Consider the following 23038-nt stretch of genomic DNA (forward strand, 5'->3'; position numbering starts at 1 on the left):
CGCTGCGTTTTCCTCCGCAGCGGGCGCGATCGCGTATGGACTCGATTCAGAAGGCGCGGCAGGACCGGATGTCGGTCGCCAGGATGGCCTTCGCACCCAGTTCCGCGAGCTGATCCATGAGCTCGTTGCCGTTCTTGCGCGGCACCAGCGCGCGCACGGCGACCCAGTCCGGATCGGTGAGCGGGGAGACGGTCGGCGACTCCAGGCCCGGGGTGATGCGGACCGCGGCGTCGAGCAACTCCTTCGGGCAGTCGTAGTCCAGCATCAGGTACTGCTGGGCGAAGACCACGCCCTGGATGCGGGCCACGAGCTGGTTGCGGGCCTTGTCGCGCTGGTCGGCGCCCTTGGCCTCGATGAGTACGCCCTCGGAATCGCAGAGGGTGTCCCCGAAGGCGACGAGGCTGTGCTGGCGCAGGGTGCGGCCGGAGCCGACCACATCGGCGATGGCGTCGGCCACGCCGAGCTGAATGGAGATCTCCACGGCGCCGTCGAGGCGGATGACCTCGGCCTCGATGCCGCGCTTCTGCAGATCGGCCAGCACCAGGTTGGGGTAGGAGGTGGCGATGCGCTTGTCGTAGAGGTCCTCGACCTTCCAGTCGCGGCCGGCGGGGGCGGCGTAGCGGAAGGTGGAGCGGCCGAAGCCGAGCGCCAGGCGTTCCTGGACGGGCGCCCCGGAATCGAGGGCGAGATCGCGGCCGGTAATGCCGAGATCCAGTTCGCCGGAGCCGACGTAGATGGCAATGTCTTTGGGGCGCAAGAAGTAGAACTCGACCTGGTTGGCCGGGTCGAGCACGCTCAGCTCGCGGGAATCGGTGCGCTTGCGGTAGCCCGCTTCGGACAGGATGGCGACGGCGGATTCGGAGAGTGCGCCCTTATTGGGGACGGCGACGCGAAGCATAGGGTGTCCTTTCGGGACGGGTCGGAGGACGATCGGTCGGTGGTCGCGAGGGATTCGGTCGCACCACGCTGGCGGCGCTGCCGGCGCGGTGGCCGAAGAACCGGCGCGTCACAGATGTCGGTAAACGTCCTCGAGCCGCAGTCCGCGGCCCACCATCAGAACCTGCACCCAATACAAGAGCTGGGAGATCTCCTCCGCGAGGGATTCATCGCTCTCGTGCTCGGCGGCGAGCCACACCTCGCCGGCTTCCTCCAGTACCTTCTTGCCCTGCGCATGCACGCCGGCGTCCAGGGCGGCGACGGTGCCGGAACCTTCCGGACGATTGACGGCACGATCCTGCAGCTCGGCGAACAGGGCTTCGAAAGATTTCACGGGAAGACATTCTCGCAGATGACCGCGAACACCCTGCAATTCGCCCGGTCTGCGCGAACCGCTCGACCACATTGCCCGGGTCTGCCCTCCCCTTCGACCACATCGCCCCGGCCACGGTGGCCTGCCCCTCCGCCCCACACAGCCAACCGCCCGGCCACAGTTCATGTGGCCGGGCGGTCTCTCTCTGCTGTGGGAAACGGCTACGCCATGGCGAAGCGCAACAGGGCCTGCATATCGCCCTGTTTGATCTTGCCCTTGCGGTCGAGGACCTCGAGCTGCCAGTTGGGTCCGGTGCGGAAGGCGCGGGCGATGGCATTGGCATTGTCGGCGCCGAGCAGGGACGGCCAGATGTCGGCGACCTGCTGGGTGCTGCCGCCGGTGGCGTCGTAGATCTTGAAGGAGATGTTGTTGGCCTTCTCGAAGCTGGAGCCCTTCTTGAAGGCGGCCGCCACGAAGATGATGGCGTCGATGGCCTGCGGCACATTGCCGAAGGTCACGTGCACGGTCTCGTCGTCACCGGAGGCCGCGCCGGTCTGCTCGTCGCCGGTGTGCACGACCGAACCGTTGCCGAGCGGATCGAGGGAGTCGAGCCCGGCGAAGCGCACCGGCTCGGTGCCCTGCATGAGGATGGCGATCAGATCCAGGTCGACGCCCTTCTTGCGGCGGGCCAGACCCAGCACCCCGCCGCTCGCACCGGAGGACGGGTCCCAGCTGACGCCCACACTCATCTTGGTGATCCCACCGAGATCCGCTGCGCCGTCTTCTTTCCGAAGCGTAATCACGCCTGCCACACTACCGGCGTTTGCGGATCGCGGTGGGGTGCAAAGTTTTAACGGATGGTTTCGATCACACTGCCAGCAGTTCCGCCAGTTCGGCCACCGCGCCGCGCAGCTGCTCGGCGAAGCCGTGCATTTGCTCCGCAACCGATTTCGGCGTGGCGAGGTAGAGATTCCACCGGTCGGGCAGCAGCACGTAGGCGACACCGATGCATCGCTGACTGGTCGATCCGAAACCGAAGTACTCGATATTGACCGAGGGCGCGGAGCTGGTGCTCAGATAGTCGTCGCGCGCGATGCGCCAGCCGGGGCTGTCGTAGAACGCCATGGGACCGTCCGCGTGCAGTTGCGCGCCGCGGCGGCGCTGGATGAGTTGCAGTTCCCACAAATGCTGTTCGGGCGCCTCGCCGCGCTGGCATTCCTGGGCGCGCTGCACGTGCGCCGCGGCGGCGGCCTGCACGGCGGCGCGTTTGCGGTCGGCATCGGCCTCGGGATCGGCCATGACGGCGACGAAGTCCAGGATCTCCGGCGTCACCACGCGCATGGCCTCGGTGCGGCCGTTGCGGTATTGCCGGGTGGCGATGGATTCGTAGGTGGCGCCCGTCAGGCCCTTGCTGCGCTTGTGGGCGAGCTGATAACTCAGCTGCGCGAAGGCGTCGGGGGAGATCCCGAGCTTCTTGATGCGGCCGGTGCCGAAGTCGAAAGAGACCGCGCTGGTGGCGTTCTCGGCCGCGTACTGGGCGAAGGACGCGGCGGCGGAGGCCACGGTCGACTTCTGCTCGGCGTCGAGGGTGAACTCGATCGGCTCGGTGGCGGGCAGGCCCTGCGGTTGCGCGCCGGATTGCGCGGCGTGCTCGGCGACCGGGGACTCCAGCAGCACGTCGACGAAGGACAGGATGGTGGTGCCGTCCAGTCCGCAGTGCTCGACATTGATGCCCGCGCGGCCGTCGGCGAAGACGATGAAGGAGACCGCCTTGTCGAACCAGCGGTTGCCGCTGTCGCCGTGCAGCAGTTGATCGCAGGCGTGCAGGGTATCGCGGGGAGCGAAGTCCTCCAGGCAGATACAGAACAGGGCGGTCTCGATGGTGTCGAGGGCGGCGGCATTCGTGGCGCGCAACTCGGCGTACACCGGGGCCCAGTCGACGCGGGCCAGGGTGGTGAGATGCCCGGGCGAGGAACTGGTCGCCGCCCGCCGCGCGCCCGCCTTCATGACCGAGCGCAGGCCGTCGGTGAGATCCTCGTGCGTATGCGGCACGCCGTTCGGGCCGATGGCGTCCATGCGGAACATATTGCCGCGGTAGAAGACGACGATGTGCCGCGCCTGGGACGGTCCGGGCCATTCCGCGCTGTAGGGCACGCGCACGGTGTCCTGCGGATCACCCGGAATCCGGGTCTCGGAGAACAGGAACTTGTTCTGCGCCATGTTCAGCCGCTGCCCGCGCTGGGTGACCGGCGGAATCTCTTCCTTGTCCAGGCGCAGCTTGTAATCGACCGCCGCGGTCACGATGGCCGCGGCGCGCTCGGCCTGATCGGCGGTGGTGGACGCGGCCAGCACGGTGTCATCGCGGAACAGGAAGAAGAAGTTGGCGTTCAATGCGATTCGATCGCGCCGCCCCAGATACCGCGACGGCCAGAACTCGTCCAGCCAGCTGCCCACGCCGGGCTCGGCGTCGAAGCGCTGCAGATCGGCGTGCAGGGTGCGCGCCGGGCTGTCGGGGCGCAGCAGATCCGCGACGGTCGCCGCGGTGTCGGCGTATTCGGCGCTGGTCAGCAGTGGCGCGCACCAGTGCAGGAAACGCGTGCAGCTCTCCTCCAGGGTGGGCAGCGGCACTCGCGGCAGCTGCTCGTCGTGGGCGAAGGTCCGTTCGCTCAAGGGTGGTCCTCGTGGTCGGTGGATAGATTCGGCCGGGACAGATAGAGCTGGGCGTAGAGCCAGCCGTCGGATTCGAGGCCGGCGGGGTCGATGCCGGCGGCCTCCAGGGTTTGCAGGACCTGGGCCTGTTCATCGGGAGAGGCGAAGCGGCGCTGCCGGAACGCACCGGGGGCGCGCTCGGTACGGTAGCCGAGGGCGGCCAGGCGCGCGGCAATGGGTTCGAAGGAGAACATGCGCAGGACGAAATGCGCCATCCACGGCAGTTTCCCACCGTGCGCCCCGGCCACGCGCAGCAGAGTGCGGTCGGTGATGTAGCCGACGCAGCCGGTGGAGATGACCAGGTCGGCGGTGGCGAGCGTGCGGCGCTGGGTCTCGGTGGGGTCGGCGGTCTCCAGGTCGGCGTGCACGGTGGCGTGCAGGAAGCCGGCGGTGCGGGCGTAGTCGAGGGCCGGGGCGGAGGAGTCCATGCCGATGAAGCGGACGCCGGGCAGGCGGTCGCGGGCGGCCAGCAGCTTCCGATCGTGTTCCACGAGATCGCCTGTGCCGCAGTCACGATAGTGCGTGGCCAGTTCGGCCATGGTCATGTCCAGGCGCAGCAGGGCCGCGTTCACGCCGTAGGAGCAGCCGAGGTCGAGGACGGTGGGCGCGGCGATGCCGGTGCCGGCGCGGTGGTCGGCGAGGAGTTGCTCGAAGTGCGGTTTGGCCAGCTCCGGAATCCGGTAGTCGAGTTCGGACATGCGCGCGTAGTACTCGCGCGGGTCGGGCCGATCGTAGATGTCGTCGAATGACGCTTTTCCGGTGCTGTGCAAGGAAACCGGCACGCTGGTCCTCTTTCAGTCGAGCAATCGGTCGCCGCGGACGCCGCTCGCGGCGAGATGGTCCGGCAGTACGCGGCCGAACAGTTGGCGGGTGCGCTCGGCGGTGCCGACCACGCCGGGGGTGTCGCTGTAGGCGAAGATGGCCGAATGGCGTTGCACCGCACCGCTGACGGGAGCGACGCGGTGCAGGGAGAAACGACCCTGGAACAGTTGCAGGTCGCCGGGGCGTAGCTCGAGCCGGCGGATGAGCCGCTCGGCATGGCCGGTGAGGACCGCGCGCACATCCTCGAGCCGCTCGGCGGTGCGGGAGCGAATATTGGGGCAGTATTCGAAGACGCCGCCGGATTCGGGTTCCTGGGTGAGCATGCTGACGGTGAACTCGTTGGTGTCGAAATGCCAGGGGTGGGACATGCCGGGGGCCACGACATTGAGGCACAGGCCGGCCAGCGGGTCGGTGTACTCGTGCAGTTGGTCGAGGCCGAAGCACTCGGCGACGAAGCGCTGGAAGCGGGGATCGGTGTACAGGCGGTGGATGAGCGCCTCGCGCGGGATCAGATCCCTTGCGACGAAGGCGTTTCCGCGGTGCAGCACGATGCGGCCGGGATGATCGGCGGGCAGGTCGGTGTCGAGCGGGATGTTGTAGGCGTTGACCTGCTCGACCGTGTAGTACGCGTGTGGGGCCAGTTCGACGCCCTCGGTGCGCAGGGTGGTGAGGTCCTCGGGCCGGATGAAACCGCGCAGCACGCAGCAACCGTCGGCGGCCAGTTCCGCGCGCGCCGCCTCGACCGCCGCTGCCCACTGTTCACTGCCGGGGGCATCGAGCGGATAACGCGCGGTATCCACGCCGGGCACCGAGTTGCCCGTTCCCCTGGCATCGCACGCGTCTGCCCAACCCCCTGTCGTAACCATGCCGACCATTCTGGCCATAAATTCCGGCGACACGCCCGGGATGATGCGCGATTGTGGATACTCACTTTTCCTGTGTGCCAAGAGATTACATGTGACACAATTGGCGAGCGCAGTCTTGTGCCATGAGCTTCCACCCGCTTGGCTCGAATCGGGCATTCACCTCGGGATGCCGTCTGCTCCGCGATAGCTCAGGATGCTGTTCATGTCATTCGTCAATGGTTCGGTGTCGTATTGGTTCCGCGAGACGGGCCCGGTCGAGCCGGGCGCGCCGCTCAGCGGGCACGCCCAGGCCGATGTGTGCATTGTCGGGGCCGGGTACACCGGGCTGTGGACGGCCTACTACTTGAAGCAGGCGCAGCCGGATCTGCGGATCGTGATCCTGGAGCGGGAGTTCGCCGGATACGGGGCGTCCGGTCGCAATGGCGGCTGGGTTGTCGGGGAAATAGCCGGCTCGGCCGAAACGTACGCCCGCACGCGCGGCCGGGACGCCGCGGTGCGGTTGCAGCGGGCCATGTTCGACACCGTCGACGAGATCGTGCGTGTCGCGGACGCGGAGGGCATCGACGCGGACTTGGTGCAGAGCGGGCAGATCACGGTGGCGCGCAATGCCGCCCAGCAGGGACGGCTGACCGACACCCTCGAACACGCGCGGCAATGGGGGTGGAGCGAGGAGGATCTGTGCGAGCTCGCACCCGGGGAGCGGATCCGCGTCGCCGGGGCGACGGGCGCACTGTTCACACCGCACTGCGCCCGGGTGCAGCCCGCGAAACTCGTACGCGGACTGGCCGATACGGTCCGCGCGCTGGGCGTGCCCATCTACGAGAACACCACGGTGGACGCCATCCGCCCGCGCACCGCCTTCCACTCCGCGGCCGCCATCACCGCCCGCGGCACCGTGACCGCCGACTACGTGGTGCGCGCCACCGAAGGTTTCACCGCCGCCTTCCCGGCGCACCACCGCGACTGGCTGCCCATGAACAGCTCCATGATCGTCACCGACCCCCTGCCCGACCACGTCTGGCGTGAAATCGATTGGGCCGGAGCCGAACTCCTCGGCGACTTCGCCCACTACTACATGTACGCCCAGCGCACCGCCGACGGCCGCATCGCCTTCGGCGGCCGCGGCAAACCGTACCGCTACGGCAGCCGCATCGATGCCGCCGGCCGCACCCAGCAGTGGACCATCGACGTCCTGCGCGCCACGCTGGCCGACCTGTTCCCCGCCACCGCCGAAATCCCGCTCACCCACGCCTGGTCCGGCGTCCTGGCCGTCCCCCGCGACTGGTGCTCGACCGTGATCCTCGACCACACCACCGGCCTCGGCTACGCGGGCGGCTACACCGGTCACGGCGTGGCCGCCGCCAACCTCGCCGGCCGCACCCTGCGCGACCTGCTGCTCCGTCACGACACCGACCTCACCACCCTGCCCTGGGTCGATTGGCACGTCCGCCGCTGGGAGCCCGAACCCCTGCGCTGGCTGGGCGTCCAGCTCATGTACTCCCTCTACCGCGCCGCCGACCACCGCGAATCCGATCTCCCCCGCACCTCCCGCATCGCCCGCCTGGCCAACCTCCTCTCCGGCCGCTGACCTCGAAAAACCAGCTGCAAGCACACCGGGAAACCGTGTCGTTTTCGTTGTCCGCCAGGGCGGTTCGCGCCGTTTCCAATCCTCGTCAATCCGGGTACACCGGAATGGAGAGGACAGCACCATGGATTCGAACCGCTCCTTCGACACCATCACCAGCGCCCTCACCCGCGTCTCCGGCCCCGGCCGCCGCGGCAGCGCCTGGACCACCTACCTCTGCCCCGTCCACGAAGCCGACGGCCGCCCCCACCACCCCTCCCTCGGCGTCGTCTACAACCACACCCGCCACCGCACCGTCGTGAAATGCTTCGCCGGCTGCCCCGACGAAGCCGTCCTCGACCGCCTGGGCCTGCACATCCGCGACCTCTTCGACCACCCCCGCACCCCCACCCTCCCCCGCCGCCCCTCCTCCCGCCCCGACCTATCCCTGGCCGACCGAGCGATCCTCACCGCCGGTCTCTCCCTCGAAGCCCACAAACCAGACCTCGGCCCCCGCACCGGCCGCCCCCGCCGCCGAGCCGTCTACATCTACCGCTGGCCCGACGGCCGCCCCGCCGGCCGCATAATCCGCGTCCACACCCCTCACCGCCACGGCCACAAGAAATCCTTCTGGCAAGAACACCCCACCCGATCCGGCTGGCGCCCAGGCGGTTTCCCCCGCCTCCCCTTCCACCTACCCGAAGTCCTCGCCGCCATCCACCACTCCCGCGACATCTACATCTGCGAAGGCGAAGCCGACGTCCTGACAGCCACCCACGCCGGCCTGACCGCCACCTGCAACGCCGGCGGCGCCCAAGCCTGGCACCCCGACCACGCCACCTGGCTCGCAGGCGCCCCCCGAGCCCTCATAATCGCCGACCGAGACGCCCCCGGCTACCGCCACGCCACCCGGGTAGCCCAATCCCTCACCCCCCTGATCCCCCACCTCCGCATCCTCCAAGCCCGAGACGGCAAAGACCTCACCGACCACATCAACGCCGGCCACAACATCTCCGACCTGGACCCCGTCCCAATCCTCGACGCCCACTTCAACTCCCACCCGGCGTCATAGGGTCACGGGCGGGAATCCAGTTGGGCGATCAATACTTTGGGGGCGACCATACGGTAGGCGTCCTCGATGATCTCGGCGATTTCGGTCCAGTCGACCGGGATATCCAGGTAGACGCCGAGCCAGCCGCGGTGGCCTACGTAGGGTGGGCGGAAGTAGTGGTCGGGGTTTGCGGCGACCAGTTCTTCCTGGACGCCCGGTGGGGCGGCGCACCAGAGGGCCAGGCGGGTGTCGTGGTGGTGGTCGGCGTACATGACGAAGGATTTCTTGGTGCGGATGAACCAGGTGGGTTCGCCGTGGCTGAGGCGTTCGGTTACTTCGGGGAGGGCGGTGCACAGGGTGCGGACGTGCGCCAAGGGGGTGGGCATGGTCGCAGGTTAGATCGGTGGGGCGGGGATTGCTTGGAGGAATGGGAAGCGGTGGGCGTGGGGTGGAATACGTGGCCGGGGGGAGGTGATTGCATGAGGGTATGACTAGCGCTGAGTTGTTGATCGATGCGTTCGGGCGGGTTCGGGAGAATGTGTATGGGGCTGTCGAGGGGCTGAGTACGGAGGAGTTGGGGGTTCAGCTGGAGCCGGGGGCGAACTCGATTGCTTGGTTGATCTGGCATTTGACTCGGGTGCAGGATGACCACGTCGCCGATGTGGCCGGGCTCGAGCAGGTGTGGACGGCGCAGGGGTGGGCGAAGCGGTTCGAGTTGCCGTTCGATGAGGCGGTTACGGGGTATGGGCAGGCGGCCGGGGAGGTGGGGGCGTTGGCGGGGGTGTCGGCAGAGTTGTTGTTGGGGTACTTCGATGCGGTGCACGAGCAGACTGTGGGATACGTTGCGGGGCTGGTGGATTCGGATCTGCCGCGGGTTGTGGACACTCGGTGGGATCCGCCTGTGACGCTGGGGGTTCGGCTGATCAGTGTTGTCGATGATGACATTCAGCATTCCGGGCAGGCGGCATTCGTTCGCGGGGTGCTGTTGCGCCGGAGGTAGGTAGGCGGAGAGTCACTGAAACGGACGAGCCCGCGCGGGTCCGGTCCGGGACGCCGCGCGGGCTCGACCGCAGGGGTTACTTCGTGGCCGCCAGCACGATCAGGTCGGTGACGGCGTCCGGCTCGGAGACGGAAACCGCGTGGGAGGCGGGGATTTCGACGGTGTGCGCCGAGGCGCGGGCGGCCATGAAGCGCTGGGCTTCCAGGGGGATGTTCTTGTCGTCGGTGGTGAGCAGGGCGGAGGCGGGGATGGTGCGCCAGGCGGTGGCGGTGGCGCCCTGCTGGAGGGCGGACAGGGCGGAGCTGGAAGGCGCTCTCGCCGGTGTCGGGGATGAAGGCGGCGATGTAGACCAGGGCGGTGACGTCGGGGCGGTTCTCGGCGGCGACGGTGATGACGCTGCCGCCGTAGGAGTGGCCGACCAGGACGCACGGGCCGTCGACGCTGTCCAGGACGGCGGCCACGTAGGCGGCGTCGGAGTCCAGGCCGCGCAGCGGGTTGGCGGCGGCGAGGACGGAATAGCCGCGGGCGCGCAGGTTGGCGATGACGCCGTTCCAGCTGGAGGAGTCGGCGAAGGCGCCGTGCACCAGGACGATGGTGGGGGTTTCGGAGGTCATGAACAATCCTTGATGGTCGAAGTCGGGAGATCAGGCCGGGTAGAGGGCCGAGCGCAGCGTCGAGACCGCTTGGGCGACAGCGGCCTTGGCGGCATTGGTGTCGTGCAGGGCGTTGACCATGACGAAGTCGTGGACGATGGCCTGGTAGCGCACCTGGGCGACGGGCACGCCCGCTTCGCGCAGCTTGACCGCGTACGCCTCGCCTTCGTCGCGCAGCACGTCGGCCTCGGCGGTGATGACCAGCGCCGGGGGCAGACCGGTCAGCTGATCGGTGGTGGCGCGCAGCGGCGAGACCGTAATCAGTTCCCGCTCTTCGGCACTGGTCGTGTACTGGTCCCAGAACCACTTCATGCCGTCGCGGGTCAGGAAGTAGCCCTCGGCGAACTCCCGATAGCTGCCGGTGTAGAAATTGGCGTCGGTCACCGGATAGAACAGCACCTGTTGCACGAAGGACACGTCGCCGCGCTCCTTGGCCATGAGCGTCAGCGCGATGGCCATATTGCCGCCCACCGAATCACCGGCCACGGCAATGCGCGAGGAGTCCAGGCCCTGCTCGGCGCCATTGGTGGTGACCCACTGGGCAACCCGGTAGGACTGCTCGTTCGCGACCGGGTAGCGCACCTCCGGCGACCGGTCGTACTCGGGGAACACGACGGCCGCGTGCGCACCGACGGCGAGGTCGCGCACCAGCCGGTCGTGGGTGTGCGCGTCACCGAAAACCCAGCCCGCGCCGTGGGTGTAGACGATTACCGGCAGCGCGCCCTCCGCGCCCTGCGGCTTGACGATGCGAACCCGCACCGACCCGGTCGGGCCGCCGTCGACGGTGATCCACGTTTCGTCGATCTCCGGCTTGAAGATCGGCGCGTCCTGCACCCCGTCGACCGCCTTGCGCCCTTCCTCCGGCGCGAGCTGGTACAGGAACGGCGGTTCGGAGGTCGCGTCGACGAAGGCCTGCGCGGCGGGCTCGAGCGAGATTCCCAGCGGATTTCCGGTCATGACATGCCTTTCTCGAAGGGTGTGAAAAACAGTGCTGTTCAGGACAATTCGGCGGCGGCAGCCGTGATGACGGCAGCGACCTCGGCCGGATGGGACCGCATCACCAGATGCGGTGCGTCGATCTCGACGACGCGCCGCAGCCCGGCGCGCATGTACCCGAATCGCTCGACATCGGGATTGATGGTGCGGTCGGCGCTGGACACGATCCCCCAGGCGGGCTTGGTCTTCCACGCCGCGACCGCCGCGGGCTCGGTGAAGGCCGCGGCCGACAGCGGGTTGTACACCGGCGGCGCGAATACCCGGAATCCTTGGCCGAGCGGCAATTCGGTGATCGGAGCCCAGCCGGCGGCATCGGCGAAGGCGCCGTGCACGAGCACGATGGCGGGAGTTTCGACGTCCGGCATCGGGTTCCTTTCTGCGACACTGCGAGTGGCCGATCGGCCGCATTCAGTCTCGCCGCGGCGCCCGTGTTCGCGCCCCGCCTCACCGGCCGCGAAAACCTCCGATCAGGACACGGCCGCCGCCATGGCCGGCACCGACGCCGTTCCGGTGGACCGGAATCGCTGCTGATACTTGCGCGGCGAAATGCCCAGCCGCGCAACGAATGCCCGGCGCAGCGCCTCACTGCTCCCGAACCCGGCCGCCATGGCCGCCTCGGTCACACCGCATCCGGCGTGCAGCATGTCCCGCGCCGTGCCGAATCGAATGAAGGCGACGTATTCGGCGGGCGATCGCTCCAGCTCCGCCCGGAACAGCCGGGTCAGATGCCGCGGGCTGACCCGCGCGTGCTCGGCCAGCGACTGCACCGTGTGCGGATACGCCGGATCGGCGCAGATCAGATCCACCACCGACCGCAGCAGCGGGCTGCGCGGCGCGGGCCCGGTCAGCGAGGCCGAGAACTGCGACTGCCCGCCCGCGCGCTGCATGTACACCACCAGCAGCTGCGCCACGATCCGCGCGACATCGGCCCCGTGATCCTCCTCGACCATGGCCAGCGCCAGGTCCACGCCCGCCGCCACCCCGGCCGAGCTGTACAGATTCCCGTCCCGCACGAAGATGGCATCCGATTCCACCGTGATCTCCGGAAACCCGCGCGCCAGATCGGCGGCGACCTTCCAGTGCGTGGTGGCCCGCCGCCCGTCGAACAGGCCGAGCTGCGCCAGCACGAAGGCCCCGCTGCAGATCGCGGCCAGCCGCCGGGTATTCCACGACAGGTGCCGCGCGGCCGCCAGCACCTCCGGCGTCACGAACTTCGCCGGCGGCAGCTCACTGCCCGGAATCAAGACGGTGTCGAACCGCCCCGCCTCCGACGCCTTCCCGGCCACCTCCACCCGCACCCCGATCGAGGTCTGCACGCTCTTGCCATCCCAGGAGACCAGCACCGCCCTCGCCGCGCCCGGATCCGCGCGCGCCGCCATGCGCGCGCTGTTCCAGGCCGTGATCGATGATTGCGCCGCCCAACCCGACCGGCGCGGCTGCCTCATGATCAACAGCATTGCCGAACTGGGCGCCCGGATCCCGGAGGTTCCCATCCTGGCCAACCGCGCCACGGCGGCCATGGAGGACGGGGTGGCCGAGCGGCTACGCCCGGCCATGGCGGCCCGCGAGACCACCGTCGACGAGTGGCCCTGTCCGCCCTCAGCGCCAATATCGTGGTGGTCGCCCAGGGCTTGATTCAATTGAGCCGCCTCGATACCCCGCGGGAGCGGCTGGCGGAGATCGCCGAGATCTCCTGCCACGCGCTGCCGGCGGCCTGGGCGGATCACCGCGGGTGATCGCCCGCGGTCAGTCCACCCCGGCGGCGTCGAGCCCCGCGGCCGCGTCGAGACCGAGCATGCGCAGCAGGTGGTCGCAGTCCTCGGCATCGAGGGAATGGCCCGCCACGGTCCGGGCGGCCAGGGCATTCTGCCTGGCACAGGCTGCTTTTTCGGCCGCGCGGGCCTCTTCGAATTCACTGTGTTCGTGCATCAGGCCGGTCATTGGGAGCCCTTCCCGGGACTGCGCCGGGTTGCCGGATCCGAATGGCGTCCGGCCAACTCCGCCTACCCTGACCTTACGGTGCGAGATGGGCGATCAGGTCATCGGTCAGAGATTTCGTGTGATCGCGCCAATACGGCCAGGAGTGGATGCCCGGATCCCAGTAGTCGTAGACGACATTGCCGTAGTTCATCGCACCGAGCTTCTCCTCGAACGCCTTGGTATTGGAGTAGGCGGCCGATTCCAGGAATGCGCCGAAAGCCGTGTCACCGTCGGGCGATTGCTCCGACGGCCCCAGATTGCCTGTGCCGGAGGCGATGTAGAGGCGGGTATTCGCGACGATGTAGGCGGCCGCCATCTCGTACGGGTCGTTGCGCCGCCACAGCGCATGCCAGGGCGGTCCCCACATGCAGTCGATATTGAGCGAGCCCTTCGCCGCCACCGCGAGGCGCATGGCCTCGGGCATGCCCAGGGTCGAGATGTGCGGGAATCCGGAAAGCGATGCGGCGTAGTCGAATTGGCCGGGATGGTGGGCGGCGAGGTTCAAGGCGGCCAGACCGCCCATCGAGACGCCGATGACCGCATTGCCGACCGGGCTCAGGCCGAAGCGCTGCTGCAAGGCGTTGGGCAGGTCGCGGGTGAGGACCGTCTCCCATTTGTAGGCCCGCTCCTGCACCGCGGAATTCGTTTCGGCGGACAGTGATTGCGCGCCGTCCGCCGAACCGGCATCGGGCAGGATCTGGGAGAAGCAGCCCAGACCGGGCGTGCTCGGCGCCTTCCAATCGGTGAAGAAGCTCGTCCGGCCGTTCTGCGGCACAACGACATTGATATTCGCGCCGGTGAGAATCCGCACCAGATCGGTGTCGGTGTCCCAGCCCTTGCCATTGTCGATCGATTCCATCCCGTGCAGCGCGTAGACCACCCGCCCGGTGCTGCCGTCGGCGGCGCGGAAGACCCGGCTGGTGACCGGCCCCATCTCGGAGTCGATGACGAAATCGATCCGATGTGGTTGTGCCCGAGCGGGACCGGCGGCCCCGGTCATAATGGCCGACCCGGCCAGCAGCAGCATGGCGGCCAGCACGGCCCCGCGCCAACGGACCAGCACGGCCCCGCGCCAACGGATACGACACCGGCCTGCGGCGAGCATCAGCTGAATTCCCTTCTCGACCTGCGACAACGGCAACCGACCGGCTGCCGAGCGTAACACCGGCAACAGGTGGTGCCCAGTGAGAAACTCCGGCCGATGCCCGGATCATCCCGATCAGGACGCGCGGCGCTCCAGGAGCAGGCCGTGCAGTTCGGGAACGGTCAAGCCGACCAGGGTTTCCCGGAAGACGCGGCCGGGCGCCTCGGGCACCGAGATCTCGCAGGGGATCACCAGCAGCGCGCAGCCGGCGGCCTCGGCGGCCAGCGCGCCCGTGGGCGAATCCTCGATGGCCACAGCGTTTTCCGCGCGGACGCCGAGCAGTTCGGCCGCACGCAAATATACCGCCGGATCGGGCTTGCCGTGCGCGACCTCGTCCCCGCACACCGAGACGTCGAAGAATTCGCGGCCCAGCGTGTCGAGGCCGTATTCGGTGAGGGAGCGCTTGGTATTGGTGACCAGCGCCATGGGAATCCCGGCCGCGCGCACGGCCGCCAGCGCGTCCTTCGCGCCCGGCCGCCACGGAATCGGCCCGTGGAACAACTCGGTCACCCGGCGCTCGAGCCAGTGCCCCGCCTCGGTCAGCGCCGCCGGGGTGGGGTCCAGGCCGAGGCCGTTGAACATGATCCGCAGCGCGTTCGGCCCCGAGGCGCCGATGAGCGCGTGCCGGATCTCATCGCTCATCGGACGGCCCAGCTCGACCGCCAGTTCGCGAACCGCTATGTCCCAGATCTTCTCCGAGTCGAGCAGTGTCCCGTCCATATCCCACAACACCGCTTCCAAGCGAGTCACCGGGGCACAGCTCCTTCCACGTCCGCATCAAGACCGATTCCCAGGGTATCGGTCCGTGCGGACGGATGATCATGCGCGAAGGGCGCCCGGATGGCTCCGAGCGCCCCGCGATGCCGTCCGGCTACAGCCCGGAGGCCGTGATGAGCAGCCGGCCGGTGGACGAGTCGACCTGGATCCAGCGGCTTTCGCTGGAGACCTGACCGTTCTTCAGCGTGTAGGTCAGGTTCACCACCGCCCGGTTGTCACCGGTCTGCGTGACGCTGCCGACACTGACCGAGGCGATGCTGCTCCAGAACTGCGAATAGGAGTTGAAACCGCCGGTGGACGCCTGATACGACGGCGACAGCATGCTCCACGCACCGTTCACATTGCCCGGCAGCATGCCGTAGTAGCTCTGAATGAACGAGGCCACCGAGGCGGGCTGCGGCGTGGTGGTCGGCGGAGCCGTTGTCGTCGTGGTGGTGGTCGTCGTGGTCGGCGGCGCGGTGGTGGTCGTGGTCGGCGCCTGGGTGGACGGCACCGTCTTGGTCGGCTGGCCGCTGTCCACGGGCGGAATCGCCTGCGGCGAGGTCCCCTCGGTGCCGGGCTCCACCGGCGGCGCGACGGCGCTGGTCCCCGTGGCGATCGGCGGCGTCTCCCCGCCACCGCCGCCCCGGTTGAAGGCCGTCGCAATGACCACGACCAGCAGCACCGCGCCCGCGACGCCCACCGCGATGAGCGCGAGCCGCCGCCGATTCTGTTCCGCCCCACCATTGTTCGTGCCGAACGGCACCATGGGCGCGGGCCGGTCCGGCGCGGTCGCCCGCGCATCCACCCGGGTGCTCCGGTCGATGTGCATCGTCGGATCGGTGGCATTGTTCGGCGCGCCGCCGCGACCACCGGGCAGCACCGTCGTGGCCGACGAACTGTCCACCGCCGCTTCGGCATTCACCGGCAGCACCCTGGTCGGCTGGTGCGGCGCGACGGCCCGCCCGTCCGCCACGGCCTCCAGGCGCTCGGCGGCCTGCACCATGGTGGGCCGGTCCCCCGCCTCCGCGGCCAGCAGCTCCTTCAGCACCGGCCCCAGCGCGCCCGCATTGCGCGGCTCGGGCACCTGCGCCCGCGCCACGGAATGCAATACGGCCAAAGGATTGTCGCCCTCACCGAAGGGCGGCATGCCTTCCACCGCCGCGTACAGCGTGGAGCCCAGCGCGAACACATCCGACGGCGATTCCGGGTTCTCTCCGCGCGCCACCTCCGGCGACAGATACGCCGGTGTGCCCGCGAGGAATCCGGTCGAGGTGACCGTCACATCGCCGACCGCGCGCGAGATGCCGAAGTCGGTGATCTTCACCGTCCCGTCATCGGCCACAAGGATATTCGCGGGTTTCACATCCCGGTGCACGATCCCGGCCTTGTGCGCCGCGGCCAGCGCCGCCGCCACCTTGGCCCCGATGCGCGCCACCTGCGCGGGATCGAGATGCCCCTTCTCCCGCATGAGCGCCGCCAGGCTCACGGCGTCGACGAATTCCATGACCAGCCAGGGCTGGCCGTCCTCCTCCGCCACATCGAACACGGTGACGGCATTGGGGTGGTGCAGCCGCGCGGCGATGCGCCCCTCCCGCATCGCGCGGAGTTTGGCCTCGATGGCCGCCGACCGGGACAGCCCCGGTGCGAGCAGCAGCTGTTTCACCGCGACCGTGCGCCGCAATCGAACGTCGGTCGCGCGCCACACGACCCCCATCGCCCCCGTGCCGATCGGATCCGTTAGTCGGTACCGCCCCGCAATCAGCCGGTCTGAAGTCATGTGGTCGTGCCCCTCCTGCTGGCTTTCGCCGAGCCACCCTGCAACTCTGCGCGAAAGCCCGGAAACCTCGTGAAAATCTTAAGCGTTGAAGTACTTTGCTTCCGGATGCAAGAGTACGAACGCATCCGTGGACTGCTCCGGATGCAGCTGCAGCTCCTCCGACAGAACGACTCCGATCCGACCCGCCTCGAGCAGGTCAACAAGTTTCGCGCGATCCTCGAGGTCCGGGCAGGCGCCGTAACCGAAGGAGTACCGTGCGCCACGGTATCCGAGTTTGAAGTAATCCAGTACATCGGCCGGATCGTCGTCGGCGACGGAATGGCCTTCCAGCACAAGCTCTTCGCGGATCCGGCGATGCCAGAACTCGGCCAGCGCCTCGGTGAGCTGGACGCCGATGCCGTGCACCTCGAGGTAGTCGCGGTAATTGTTCTCCGCGAACAGCACATTGGCGAAATCGGCAATGGGCTGGCCCATGGTGACCAGCTGGAACGGCAGCACATCCACCTGACCGGTTTCGACTGCGCGTTCGCGGGAGCGAATGAAATCGGCGATGCACAGGAACCGGTCCCGCTGCTGGCGCGGGAAGGTGAACCGATAGCGCTCTGGCGCATCGGGTTTCGGCTCGGTGAGAACAATCACATCGTCGCCCTCGGAGACCGCCGGGAAGTAGCCGTACACCACCGCGGCATGCTGGAGCACACCCTCGGCGATGAGCCGGTCCAACCAGTATCGCAGGCGCGGGCGGCCTTCGGTCTCGACAAGTTCCTCATAGCTGGGCCCGTCGCCGCCGCGCTGGCCGCGCAGGCCCCACTGACCCAGGAACAGGGCGCGCTCGTCGAGCAGCCCGGAGTACTCGCCGACCGACAGGCCCTTCACGATGCGGGTCCCCCAGAACGGCGGCGCCGGCACCGGCAGGTCCGCGGCCACGTCCGAGCGCGCGGGCACCTCGACCGGCACCTCCTTGGCGCGCCGCTCCTCGGCAATGCGCTTGGAGCGCTCATGCCTGGCCTTACGTTCGGCGGCCTTCTCACGTTCGGCCACGGCCTCGGGCGAGTCGGGATCGATGCCGCCGCCGCGCTTGACGGTCATGAGCTCGTCCATGAGCCGCAGGCCCTCGAAGGCGTCGCGGGCATACCGCACGTCGCCCTCGTAGACCTCGGTGAGGTCCTGCTCCACGTACGCGCGGGTCAGCGCCGCACCGCCGAGGAGAACGGGGAACTGCTCGGCGACGCCGCGCGTGTTCATCTCCTCGAGGTTCTCCTTCATGACCACGGTGGACTTCACCAGCAGCCCGGACATGCCGATGACATCGGCCTTCTTGTCCACCGCCGCGTCCAGGATGGCCGAAATCGGTTGCTTGATACCGAGGTTCACGACCTCGTAGCCATTATTGGACAGGATGATGTCGACCAGGTTCTTGCCGATGTCGTGCACATCGCCCTTGACGGTGGCGAGCACGATGCGGCCCTTGCCGGAATCGTCGGTGGATTCCATGTGCGGTTCCAGATGCGCCACAGCGGTCTTCATGACCTCCGCGGACTGCAGCACGAAGGGCAGCTGCATCTGACCCGAGCCGAACAGCTCACCGACAGTCTTCATACCGGACAGCAGCGTTTCATTGATGATCCGAAGCGGCGGAACCTCTTTCATGGCCTCATCGAGGTCCTCGCCCAGCCCGTTACGGTCACCGTCGACAATGCGGCGCTCCAGCCGCTCGAACAGCGGCAGCGCGGCCAGCTCCTCGGCGCGCGAGGCCTTCGACGAGGCCGCCGAGACGCCCTCGAACAGCGACATGAGCTTCTGCAGCGGGTCGTAGTCCTCGGCGCGCCGGTCGTAGACCAGATCCAGGGCGGTATCGCGCTGCTCCTCCGGAATCCGGCTCATGGGCAGGATCTTGGAGGCGTGCACAATGGCCGAATCCAGGCCCGCTTCCACGCACTCGTGCATGAACACCGAGTTCAGCACCTGCCGCGCGGCGGCGTTCAGGCCGAAGGAGATATTCGAAAGACCCAGCGTGGTCTGCACATTCGGATGCCGCCGCTTGAGTTCCCGGATGGCCTCGATGGTTTCGATGCCGTCGCGGCGCGACTCCTCCTGGCCGGTGCCCAGGGTGAAGGTCAACGTGTCGATAATGATGTCGGACTCGTCGAGCCCGTAATTGCCGGTGATATCGGCAATCAGGCGCTCGGCGATCTCGACCTTCTTCTCCGCCGTGCGCGCCTGACCCTCTTCGTCGATGGTCAGGGCCACCACGGCCGCACCGTGTTCGGCGACCAGGCGCATGGTCTGCTGGTACCGCGAGTCCGGACCGTCGCCGTCCTCGAAGTTCACCGAGTTGATGGCGCAGCGCCCGCCGAGGTGCTCCAGACCGGCTTGCAGTACCGGGGTTTCGGTGGAGTCCAGCATGATCGGCAGCGTGGAGGCCGTGGCCAGCCGCGAGGCCAGCTGCTCCATATCGCGCACGCCGTCGCGGCCGACGTAGTCGACGCACAGGTCGAGCATGTGCGCGCCGTCGCGGATCTGATCCTTGGCGATATCCAGGCACTTCTGCCAGTCCTCGGCCAGCATGGCCTCACGGAAAGCCTTGGAGCCGTTGGCGTTCGTGCGCTCGCCGATCATCAGGATGGAGGCGTCCTGCTCGAACGGCACCGCGGAGTAGATCGAGGACACGCTCGGCTCGTGCACCGGATTGCGTTGCGCGGGAGTGACTTCGCGCACCGCCTCGGCGACCTGCCGGATGTGCTCGGGCGTGGTGCCGCAGCAGCCGCCGACCAGCGCCAGCCCGAACTCGGAGACGAACTGCCGCATGGCGACCGCCAGCTCCTCCGGCGTCAGCGGGTATTCCGCACCCTTCGCCCCGAGGATCGGCAGACCGGCGTTCGGCATCACCGACACCGGCAGCTGCGCGTGCTTGGACAGGTGCCGCAGATGCTCGCTCATCTCGTCCGGACCGGTCGCGCAGTTCAGGCCGATCATGTCGATGCCGAGCTTCTCCAGCGCGGTGAGCGCCGCCCCGATCTCGGAGCCGACCAGCATGGTGCCGGTGGTCTCCATCGTCACGTGCGTAATGATCGGAATCCGGCGCCCGGCGATCTCCATGGCCCGATGGCTGCCGGTGACCGCGGCCTTCACCTGCAACAGGTCCTGGCAGGTCTCGATCAGGATCGCGTCCGCGCCGCCGTCGAGCATGCCCAGCGCCGCCTCGGAGTAGGCATCGCGCAGCGAGGCATACGGCGCATGGCCGAGGGTCGGCAGCTTGGTGCCCGGCCCCATGGACCCCAGCACATACCGAGGAGTCCCGTCCGCGGACGGTCCCATCTCATCGGCGACCTCACGCGCGAGCCGGGTGCCGCGCTCGGACAGATCCCGAATCCGGTCCGCAATGTCGTAATCGGCCAGGTTGGGCAGATTGCACCCGAACGTATTGGTCTCGACCGCGTCCGCACCCGCCTCGAAGTACGCGCGGTGAATGCTGCGCAGCACGTCGGGACGGGTTTCATTGAGGATCTCATTACAGCCCTCGAGCCCGAGGAAATCGTCGAGCGTCAGATCCGCGGCCTGCAGCATGGTGCCCATCGCACCGTCGCCGATGACGACACGCCGATTGAGCGTGTCGAGAAGGGTGGTGTCGAACTCGGCGCGGGGGGACACAGACATGTACTCAAGAGTAAAGGGAAGCGCGGACAATCCCGGCCTCGGTACTGGCAGAGTCACCTGCGCCCTACCCCGGGCAAGACAATCTGCACAGAATCCGCGGAGGGTGGCCCGGGGCCGAACAAAGACAGTGCGTCGATGGCACATAGGTGAACACCACACCGTAGGCTGACCGGGTGAACGCCAGTGAACCCCCGGTGCCACCCGAATCGGACCTTCCCACATTGCGGGATCCGATACTCGTTGCCGCCTTCGAAGGCTGGAACGACGCCGCCGATGCCGCCAGTGGAGCGGTCGAGCATCTGGAACTGATCTGGGACGCGCAGCCGCTGGCGGAACTCGATTCCGAGGACTACTACGACTATCAGGTGAACCGGCCCACCGTCCGTCAGGTGGACGGGGTGACGCGCGAAATCCACTGGCCGTCGACCATGCTCTCGGTGTGCTCGCCGCCCGGCAGCGACCGGGACGTGGTGCTGCTGCGCGGCGTGGAGCCGAATATGCGGTGGCGCAGCTTCTGCAATGACCTGCTGGAGTTCGTGGAGCAGCTGGATGTGACGACGGTGGTGATCCTCGGCGCTTTACTGGCCGATACCCCGCATACCCGTCCGGTTCCCGTCACCGGCACCGCGTACAGCAAGGAAGCCGCCGAGCGCTTCAACCTGGAGCAGACCCGCTACGAGGGGCCGACCGGTATTACCGGCGTGCTGCAGGACGCCTGCGTGCGCGCGGGTGTGCCGGCCATCTCCTTCTGGGCCGCGGTTCCGCACTATGTGTCACAGCCGCCGAACCCGAAGGCGGTCATCGCGCTGCTGCACCGCGTCGAGGACGTCCTCGATGTCGAGGTGCCGCTCGGCGGTCTGCCCGAGCAGGCCGAGGAGTGGGAGTCCGCGGTCAATGAGATGACCACCGGCGATGAGGAGATCGCCGAGTACGTGCGCTCGCTCGAAGAGCGCGGCGATGCCGAGGTGGACCTCAACGAGGCCATGTCCAAGATCGACGGTGATGCCATCGCCGCGGAATTCGAGAAGTATCTGCGCCGGCGCGGCCGGGGTGGTTTCGGGCTGTAGCCGCTTGTCCCGGACCGGATTTCGGCGGCGGCGCCGGGCTCAGTGCTCCACGGCCCAGACCTGCGCCTCCGCTTCCTGGGCCAGCTTCGCGATCAGAATATCGCGCGGAATCGTCTGGCCGGCAAGGTGATCGAGCGACGGAACCACCACATGGTGGGCATCGGCACGCTTGAGTTCGGCGGTCAGCTCGGCAAACGCCGTGCCATCGCCGGGGGTCGATTCATGGAACGTGGCGGCGAAGCAGAGTCCGGCTGATTGGGCCAGGCTGGTCATCGCGTCTTCCAGCTCGTCACTGCGGCCGTCGGCCAGATCGTCACGCACGTACCCATAGATCAACGCTTCCACCCGAACCTCCGTTGGATTGGGGATCGCTGTTCTTGTCGTGTGCCCACATCGAGCATGGCGTTCTCGAAGATGCAATTGCAGATGTCAACCCACTGACATCCACGTGCCCTATCCGGGTCCATCCAGCGTTAACTGGTGAGATACTACAGAGCGTGTCCGCTGGTGACGATCGACCTGTCTGGGCTGTCCGAATGCGCGCCGAACGCGATGCTCGGGGGTGGTCACAAGCCGACGCCGTGCGCGCCATGCGGGGTAAATCCACCCACAATCTGCCCACCGATTCGACATTGCTACGCAATTGGCGGCGTTGGGAATCGGGCGAATCACGCCCCGACGACTTCTACGCGCCCATTATCGCGGCCGCCTTCGATACGGTGACCGCGGCGTTCTTCCCCAAGGCCCGGCCCAATCGCGATGACGAGCTGTTGTCGGCGACCGGAATGGACACCCTGGAGTTCATCGGACGGCTCCGGATGTCCGATGTCTCCTCCGCGACGCTCGATGCCATCCGCATTACCGCGGACCGGCTGTGTTCCGAATACCCCTGTGCGGACCCGCATGAGCTGCATGCCGAGGGTACGGCATGGCTGCGCCGCATCACCTCGTTATTGGACGGCCGACTTACTCTGGCGCAGCACCGTGAAGTGCTGGTTCTCGCCGGATGGGTTGCCCTACTGGTCGGTTGCGTTGATTACGACCTGGGCTGGCGGACCGCCGCCGAGGCCACCCGGCGGGCCGCGCTGTCGCTGGGCCAGGAGGCCGAGCATGCCGAAATCATTGGCTGGGGAGCCGAAATGGCCGCTTGGTTCGCCCTTACCCAGGCGAACTATCGCGGGGCCATCGAGACCGCCGAGGCGGCGCACGACGCCACGGTGAATCTGGGCGTCGGCGTCCAGCTGGCGGCGCAGCGCGCCAAGGCATGGGCGCGGCTGGGAGATCGGCGCGAGGTGGAAACCGCTCTCGCACAGGGCCGTTCGATCTTGGACAAAATGGACCATCCAGCCAATCTGGACAATCATTTCGTGGTCGATCCGCAGAAGTTCGACTTCTACGCCATGGACTGCTGCCGGGTAGCCGGAGACGACCGCCTCGCCGAAGCCTATGCCCGGCAAGTCATCCTGAATTCAACCCGACCGGACGGTAGCATCCGCAAACCCATGCGGGTTTCCGAGGCGCGGCTCACCCTCGCGGTGGTCGCGGTGCGCGATCGCAATCTCGAGCTCGCCCTCGACGAGGGCATGCGCGCCTTCACCGGCAAGCGCCGCTCCCTGCCGTCGCTCATGTGGATCGCCGGGGAAACGGCGCGGGAAATGATCGAGCGCTTTCCGGGCGATCCGCGCACGCGGACCTATCTCGATCAGCTGCGCGCCTTGGCCGCCGGGTGATTCGGCCCGGTTAC

The 23038-nt window shown here is 67.9% G+C and carries 23 protein-coding genes; 6 read left to right on the forward strand and 17 right to left on the reverse strand.

The window, feature by feature from the left end; all coding sequences use genetic code 11:
- Positions 1-46: 46 nt before the first annotated feature.
- The 6 genes from hisG to ACFVIV_RS08845 all read right to left on the reverse strand — a co-directional run bounded on the left by hisG (position 47) and on the right by ACFVIV_RS08845 (position 5580).
- On the reverse strand, positions 47-898 hold the full coding sequence (hisG, locus tag ACFVIV_RS08820; protein ID WP_379194223.1) for an ATP phosphoribosyltransferase: 852 nt from the start codon (positions 896-898) through the stop codon (positions 47-49).
- 108 nt (positions 899-1006) lie between these two features.
- Positions 1007-1270, reverse strand: a complete 264-nt coding sequence (locus tag ACFVIV_RS08825) for a phosphoribosyl-ATP diphosphatase (RefSeq protein WP_029923562.1) — start codon at positions 1268-1270, stop codon at positions 1007-1009.
- A 200-nt stretch (positions 1271-1470) separates the two neighbouring features.
- On the reverse strand, positions 1471-2052 hold the full coding sequence (locus ACFVIV_RS08830; RefSeq protein WP_379194224.1) for a TerD family protein: 582 nt from the start codon (positions 2050-2052) through the stop codon (positions 1471-1473).
- A gap of 64 nt (positions 2053-2116) precedes the next feature.
- Positions 2117-3919: a choline/carnitine O-acyltransferase gene (locus ACFVIV_RS08835; protein ID WP_379194225.1), complete on the reverse strand. Its 1803-nt coding sequence runs from the start codon at positions 3917-3919 to the stop codon at positions 2117-2119.
- Entirely contained in the window at positions 3916-4740 is an 825-nt protein-coding gene (locus tag ACFVIV_RS08840; protein ID WP_379194226.1) for a class I SAM-dependent methyltransferase, read from the reverse strand. Before ACFVIV_RS08840 ends, ACFVIV_RS08835 begins: the two co-directional genes overlap by 4 nt.
- Positions 4741-4752: 12 nt before the next feature.
- A complete protein-coding gene (locus ACFVIV_RS08845; protein ID WP_379194227.1) occupies positions 4753-5580 on the reverse strand; it encodes an arpA protein in 828 nt (275 codons plus the stop codon).
- A 268-nt stretch (positions 5581-5848) separates the two neighbouring features.
- On the opposite strand from ACFVIV_RS08845, the gene ACFVIV_RS08850 reads away from it, so the two are divergent.
- Both ACFVIV_RS08850 and ACFVIV_RS08855 read left to right on the forward strand, forming a co-directional pair.
- Positions 5849-7234, forward strand: coding sequence for an NAD(P)/FAD-dependent oxidoreductase (locus tag ACFVIV_RS08850; RefSeq protein WP_379194228.1), 1386 nt, complete (start codon positions 5849-5851; stop codon positions 7232-7234).
- Between the two features lie 121 nt (positions 7235-7355).
- The gene (locus ACFVIV_RS08855; protein WP_379194229.1) at positions 7356-8282 is read left to right on the forward strand and encodes a toprim domain-containing protein; all 927 of its coding nucleotides are present in this window, start codon (positions 7356-7358) and stop codon (positions 8280-8282) included.
- A 2-nt stretch (positions 8283-8284) separates the two neighbouring features.
- Here ACFVIV_RS08855 and ACFVIV_RS08860 read toward each other — a convergent pair whose 3' ends face one another.
- Positions 8285-8647, reverse strand: coding sequence for an MmcQ/YjbR family DNA-binding protein (locus ACFVIV_RS08860; RefSeq protein ID WP_379194230.1), 363 nt, complete (start codon positions 8645-8647; stop codon positions 8285-8287).
- A 101-nt stretch (positions 8648-8748) separates the two neighbouring features.
- Between ACFVIV_RS08860 and ACFVIV_RS08865 the strand changes: the two genes are divergently transcribed.
- A complete protein-coding gene (locus tag ACFVIV_RS08865) occupies positions 8749-9261 on the forward strand; it encodes a DinB family protein (protein ID WP_379194915.1) in 513 nt (170 codons plus the stop codon).
- Here the strand turns inward: ACFVIV_RS08865 and ACFVIV_RS08870 are convergent.
- The 4 genes from ACFVIV_RS08870 to ACFVIV_RS08885 all read right to left on the reverse strand — a co-directional run bounded on the left by ACFVIV_RS08870 (position 9207) and on the right by ACFVIV_RS08885 (position 12355).
- Positions 9207-9875 (reverse strand): alpha/beta fold hydrolase, encoded by a 669-nt coding sequence (locus tag ACFVIV_RS08870; protein ID WP_379194231.1) that lies wholly within the window; start codon positions 9873-9875, stop codon positions 9207-9209. The two genes, ACFVIV_RS08865 and ACFVIV_RS08870, sit on opposite strands and share 55 nt — an antisense overlap.
- 30 nt (positions 9876-9905) lie before the next feature.
- Positions 9906-10871 (reverse strand): alpha/beta hydrolase, encoded by a 966-nt coding sequence (locus ACFVIV_RS08875; protein WP_379194232.1) that lies wholly within the window; start codon positions 10869-10871, stop codon positions 9906-9908.
- 38 nt (positions 10872-10909) lie between these two features.
- Positions 10910-11275, reverse strand: coding sequence for an alpha/beta fold hydrolase (locus tag ACFVIV_RS08880; protein ID WP_379194233.1), 366 nt, complete (start codon positions 11273-11275; stop codon positions 10910-10912).
- A 102-nt stretch (positions 11276-11377) separates the two neighbouring features.
- On the reverse strand, positions 11378-12355 hold the full coding sequence (locus ACFVIV_RS08885; protein WP_379194234.1) for a GlxA family transcriptional regulator: 978 nt from the start codon (positions 12353-12355) through the stop codon (positions 11378-11380).
- 138 nt (positions 12356-12493) lie between these two features.
- On the opposite strand from ACFVIV_RS08885, the gene ACFVIV_RS08890 reads away from it, so the two are divergent.
- The gene (locus ACFVIV_RS08890; RefSeq protein WP_379194235.1) at positions 12494-12646 is read left to right on the forward strand and encodes a hypothetical protein; all 153 of its coding nucleotides are present in this window, start codon (positions 12494-12496) and stop codon (positions 12644-12646) included.
- 10 nt (positions 12647-12656) lie between these two features.
- Here the strand turns inward: ACFVIV_RS08890 and ACFVIV_RS08895 are convergent, their stop codons facing one another.
- The 5 genes from ACFVIV_RS08895 to metH form a co-directional block, all read right to left on the reverse strand.
- On the reverse strand, positions 12657-12839 hold the full coding sequence (locus ACFVIV_RS08895) for a hypothetical protein (protein WP_379194236.1): 183 nt from the start codon (positions 12837-12839) through the stop codon (positions 12657-12659).
- Between the two features lie 85 nt (positions 12840-12924).
- A complete protein-coding gene (locus ACFVIV_RS08900) occupies positions 12925-13953 on the reverse strand; it encodes an alpha/beta hydrolase (RefSeq protein WP_379194237.1) in 1029 nt (342 codons plus the stop codon).
- Between the two features lie 156 nt (positions 13954-14109).
- Positions 14110-14784 carry an HAD family hydrolase gene (locus ACFVIV_RS08905; protein WP_379194238.1) on the reverse strand — a complete coding sequence of 225 codons (675 nt, stop codon included), beginning with the start codon at positions 14782-14784 and terminating at the stop codon, positions 14110-14112.
- Between the two features lie 121 nt (positions 14785-14905).
- Entirely contained in the window at positions 14906-16570 is a 1665-nt protein-coding gene (locus tag ACFVIV_RS08910) for a serine/threonine-protein kinase (RefSeq protein WP_379194239.1), read from the reverse strand.
- A gap of 78 nt (positions 16571-16648) precedes the next feature.
- A complete protein-coding gene (gene metH / locus ACFVIV_RS08915; RefSeq protein ID WP_379194240.1) occupies positions 16649-20227 on the reverse strand; it encodes a methionine synthase in 3579 nt (1192 codons plus the stop codon).
- A 173-nt stretch (positions 20228-20400) separates the two neighbouring features.
- Here metH and ACFVIV_RS08920 point away from each other — a divergent pair, with 173 nt between their 5' ends.
- Positions 20401-21294 carry a PAC2 family protein gene (locus ACFVIV_RS08920; RefSeq protein WP_379194241.1) on the forward strand — a complete coding sequence of 298 codons (894 nt, stop codon included), beginning with the start codon at positions 20401-20403 and terminating at the stop codon, positions 21292-21294.
- Positions 21295-21333: 39 nt separating this feature from the next.
- Here the strand turns inward: ACFVIV_RS08920 and ACFVIV_RS08925 are convergent, their stop codons facing one another.
- Positions 21334-21639, reverse strand: a complete 306-nt coding sequence (locus ACFVIV_RS08925; RefSeq protein ID WP_379194242.1) for a hypothetical protein — start codon at positions 21637-21639, stop codon at positions 21334-21336.
- 191 nt (positions 21640-21830) lie between these two features.
- Between ACFVIV_RS08925 and ACFVIV_RS08930 the strand changes: the two genes are divergently transcribed.
- Entirely contained in the window at positions 21831-23024 is a 1194-nt protein-coding gene (locus tag ACFVIV_RS08930; RefSeq protein ID WP_379194243.1) for an XRE family transcriptional regulator, read from the forward strand.
- The last annotated feature ends 14 nt before the right edge of the window (positions 23025-23038 follow it).

Source organism: Nocardia sp. NPDC127526, assembly GCF_042672265.1.
Taxonomy (GTDB): Bacteria; Actinomycetota; Actinomycetes; order Mycobacteriales; family Mycobacteriaceae; genus Nocardia.